The 4,031-nt window shown below is 38.9% G+C and carries 5 protein-coding genes; 4 read left to right on the top strand and 1 reads right to left on the bottom strand.

Translation table 11 applies throughout. From position 1 onward, the window contains the following. The 3 genes from ACFIL8_RS02485 to dprA all read left to right on the top strand — a co-directional run. Positions 1-1,093 (top strand): dihydroorotase (locus ACFIL8_RS02485; RefSeq protein WP_375688844.1); only part of this gene is annotated, 1,093 nt, incomplete at its 5' end. Positions 1,094-1,104: 11 nt separating this feature from the next. Next, entirely contained in the window at positions 1,105-1,737 is a 633-nt protein-coding gene (gene plsY / locus ACFIL8_RS02490; RefSeq protein ID WP_375611937.1) for a glycerol-3-phosphate 1-O-acyltransferase PlsY, read from the top strand. After that, positions 1,694-2,926 (top strand): DNA-processing protein DprA, encoded by a 1,233-nt coding sequence (gene dprA, locus ACFIL8_RS02495; RefSeq protein WP_375688846.1) that lies wholly within the window; start codon positions 1,694-1,696, stop codon positions 2,924-2,926. The genes plsY and dprA overlap by 44 nt, the downstream gene beginning before the upstream one ends. Here the strand turns inward: dprA and ACFIL8_RS02500 are convergent. Further along, a complete protein-coding gene (locus tag ACFIL8_RS02500) occupies positions 2,856-3,062 on the bottom strand; it encodes a hypothetical protein (RefSeq protein ID WP_005773510.1) in 207 nt (68 codons plus the stop codon). The two genes, dprA and ACFIL8_RS02500, sit on opposite strands and share 71 nt — an antisense overlap. 264 nt (positions 3,063-3,326) lie before the next feature. On the opposite strand from ACFIL8_RS02500, the gene ACFIL8_RS02505 reads away from it, so the two are divergent. Then, a partial coding sequence (locus tag ACFIL8_RS02505; protein ID WP_375688848.1) for a DNA topoisomerase occupies positions 3,327-4,031 on the top strand: 705 nt, incomplete at its 3' end.

The raw sequence follows: 4,031 nt of genomic DNA on the forward strand, positions 1-4,031 counted from the left end.
AGAATTAGGGAATGAACATTGTGAAACAATTACATCAGCAAGTTACGCGGCCGCAGCAGGTGGTATTACTTCCTTTCTTATGATGCCAAACACGCATCCAGTTATTGATAATGTAGCACTCGTTAAATTTATTACGCATACAGCACAGGAAATCTCATTGGTCAATATTTATCCCGTTGCTTCAATCACACAAGGTTTCAACGGACAAGAAATAACCGAATTTGGTTTGCTCAAAGATGCTGGAGCCGTTGCCTTTAGTGAAGGAAAAAAAACACTTCAAAATTCATCTGTTATGCGGCGTGCAATGACTTATGCACGCGATTTTGATGTTCCATTGATGCATGAAACGCAAGATAAAGATCTTACAGGGCAAGGTGTGATGAATGAAGGACTGCTTGCCAGTTGGCTTGGTCTTTCTGGCATCCCTCGCGAAGCAGAAGTTATCCCACTTGAAAGAGATCTACGTTTAGCAGCATTAACGCAAACACGCTATCATGCCGCTCAAATATCGACAGCACTCTCTGCTGATGCACTTCGTTTAGGTAAAAAACGCAGTGAGAAAATTTCAGCGGGTGTATCTATTAATCATTTATCTTTCAATGAAAATGACATTGGACAATATCGCACTTCTTTTCGCTTAATGCCCCCATTGCGTACAGAAGAAGACCGTGTAGCAATGATTGAAGCAATAAAGGATGGGATTATAGATGTTATTGTCTCTTCTCATGATCCTCAGAGTATCGACACAAAACATTTACCATTTAATGACGCGGCAATTGGCGCTATTGGTATGGAGACCTTATTGAGCGCAGCCTTACGTCTTTATCATAATGAGAGCCTATCTCTTCTACGGATAACGGAACTTTTGTCAACGGCGCCTGCAAAGCTCTTTGGACTCAATGCAGGAACACTCAAAAAAGGGGCTCATGCAGACCTTATTGTGGTTGATCTTGAAGAACCATGGGTTGTTTCGAAAGAGAAGCTCTATTCACGTTCAAAAAATACCCCTTTTGAGAATGCACGTTTTCAAGGACGCGTGATCCAGACTTTTGTGAAAGGGAAAAACGTTTTTAAACTTGATCAACAAACTTAATGAGATTCTTAATGAATGAAGCAGAAATATTTTTTCAGTCCACTCCATGGTTTATTTTCCTCGTATCTTATCTCATTGGCTCGATTCCATTTGGGCTTCTTTTTACGAAATTGTTCAAAATTGGTGATATAAGAACAATCGGTTCCGGCAATATTGGAGCAACAAATGTTTTACGAACAGGAAATAAAAAGCTTGCTGCTCTAACACTTCTTTGTGATATGTTGAAAGGAACTATCGTTGTTTTCGTTATAAAGTTTTTTAGTGATCCGCTAGACAATAGTATCCTTGTTTCTCTAGCAGGCTTTTTTGTTTTCTTAGGACATCTTTTCCCCGTATGGCTTAAATTTAAAGGTGGCAAAGGTGTTGCTACCTATCTAGGAGTCTGCTTAGGAATCTATTGGCCTGCAGCAATTATTTTTATTATTGTATGGAGTGCGATTTTTCTCCTCATGCGTTATTCTTCATTATCTGCGCTTATTGCTGTTACGATCACACCGATATTTGTTTTTTATTTTTCCGCTTCTTATTTCTATTGTATGCTGATTGTGATGAGCGTATTTGTGTTTATAAAACATTCTGCAAATATCGGTAGATTATTAATTGGGGAAGAAAGTAAGATTGGTACGCAACACGGAGATAAATAAAGGAATCCTGCTTACTGATCATCAACGTCTAAGCTGGTTACGGTTATTGCGCAGTGAAAATATTGGAGCTGTTAGTTTTCGCAATCTCATTGATCATTATAAAACAGCAGAAAATGCTCTGGCAGCACTGCCAGAGCTTAGTAGAAAAGGGGGTGGTTCTGTATCTATTAAAATAGCAAGCTTAGAAGATGCAGAAAAAGAAATGCAAGAAGCTGAAAGATTAGGTGTCCGGTTTATTGGTATGGGAGAACCAGATTATCCAGCTTTTCTTAAGGTTACAGAAGCCCCCCCGCCGCTTATTGCTATCAAAGGTAATGTTTCAATTTTTCAAAAAACTTCTATTGGAATTATAGGTTCTCGAAATGCTTCAGCTGCGGGAAAAAAGCTTACAGCTCAATTTGCGCGTTTACTCGGAGAAGCAGACTTTGTAACAATTTCTGGGCTCGCTCGTGGAATTGATAGCGTTGCGCATCAAGCAAGTTTAAAAACAGGAACTGTTGCAGTCATGGCGGGAGGAATTGATCATATCTATCCTCCTGAAAATAAAAAGTTGCATGAAGATATTATTGCCAACGGTGGAGCCATCATCAGCGAAATGCCCATTTCTTGGAAGCCGCGTGCTATCGATTTTCCAAGAAGAAACCGTATTATTGCAGCTCTATCACTTGGTCTCTTGGTTGTAGAGGCAGCCCTGCGCTCAGGGTCCTTAATTACCGCACGTCAAGCAGCTGAAATGGGACGGCTAATTTTTGCCATTCCCGGTTCTCCACTTGATCCAAGATCTGTTGGTACAAACAATCTTATCAAAGACGGTGCTCTACTCACCACACATCCTTCTGACATTATAGAAACACTTACGCCATTAATTTCACCGCTTCCAAATTCGCAACTCAATTTTTTTGAGGAACCATCCTCCTTACAACTTGAAAAGGAGAATTTTAATTTAGCAGATGAAAAAAACAGCGATCTCTCTTTAGCAGATGATGATGCAGCACGTGCAGCAGTTCTCTCCGCTCTTTCAACAACGCCAATCGACTTAGACACACTCAGTATCCACTCAGGTATTTCACTCCCAACTCTCTACCTCTTGTTGGTAGAACTCGAGCTTGCTGGAAAGCTTATTCGACACTCTGGTGGTTGTGTGTCATTGTCGAATCTTGATCTTCCCCAAGAGCCTCAGCACTATTAATAATGCTTTGCCCTTCTTTGGCAACCATATCCAAAAGCAATGCTAAAAGCGGACTGTGCGCCTGACGCGCCATCTGATTCATTTGCTTTGACATGTCTGTAATATATTGGATAACTTTTAAATGATTTATAAACATAATCCTCTATCCTTGAGCATTTCCCCTCCTACCTCTCAATAGACGTTATCTTAGTATTTCGCCGTATGTTTTTGTAATAACAGTGGAAAATAAATCGTGTAATTCTATATAGGGTGTACTCTAATAATGACAATCATAAGTTGTACAATATTCATGTTTTTTATATGGCTAATATTTTTTTATGTGCTCTTAAGCAATTGGCATTAGCTATTCGCGTAAAAGGCGTTTATAAAAAAATTTTTATTTCAATATTTGGGTAAAATTATGAATATCGTTATCGTTGAATCTCCAGCAAAAGCAAAAACAATTAATAAATATCTTGGGTCTCAATACAAAGTTGTCGCATCATTTGGACATGTTCGTGATTTACCTGCAAAAGATGGTTCTGTTTTACCGGATCAAGATTTTTCTATGAAATGGGATATAGATTCTGCTGCCGCTAAACGTTTAAATGAAATAGCAAAAGCCGTTAAAGAAGCTGATAGCCTTATATTAGCAACAGACCCTGATCGTGAAGGGGAAGCTATTTCATGGCATATTCTGGATGTTCTTCGTCAAAAAAAAGTTTTAAAAGATAAACCTATTAAAAGAGTTGTCTTCAATGCCATCACCAAAAAGTCTGTGCTTGATGCTATGAATAATCCACGTGATATTGATACATCCCTTGTCGATGCTTATCTTGCACGTCGTGCTCTCGATTATCTCGTTGGTTTTACACTTTCACCTGTTTTATGGCGTAAACTCCCTGGTGCGCGTTCAGCAGGACGCGTTCAATCGGTTGCTTTGCGTATTATTTGTGATCGTGAATCAGAAATAGAACATTTTATCAAAGAAGATTATTGGTCCATTACAACACAGTTAAAAACCATCCGAAATGATAGTTTCCAAGCAAGATTGACAATGTTTAATCAAAGAAAAATAGGCAAGCTTGATATTCAATCTCAAGAACAAGCAGACCAAATTCGCTTT

This window comes from Bartonella sp. AP57NXGY (genome assembly GCF_042195805.1).
Taxonomy (GTDB): Bacteria; Pseudomonadota; Alphaproteobacteria; order Rhizobiales; family Rhizobiaceae; genus Bartonella.

What these genes read in the sequence shown, in the direction of transcription:
- ACFIL8_RS02500 (WP_005773510.1), bottom strand. Translation starts at nt 3,062, where the DNA reads ATGTTTATAAATCATTTAAAAGTTATCCAATATATTACAGACATGTCA.
- plsY (WP_375611937.1), top strand. Translation starts at nt 1,105, where the DNA reads ATGAATGAAGCAGAAATATTTTTTCAGTCCACTCCATGGTTTATTTTC.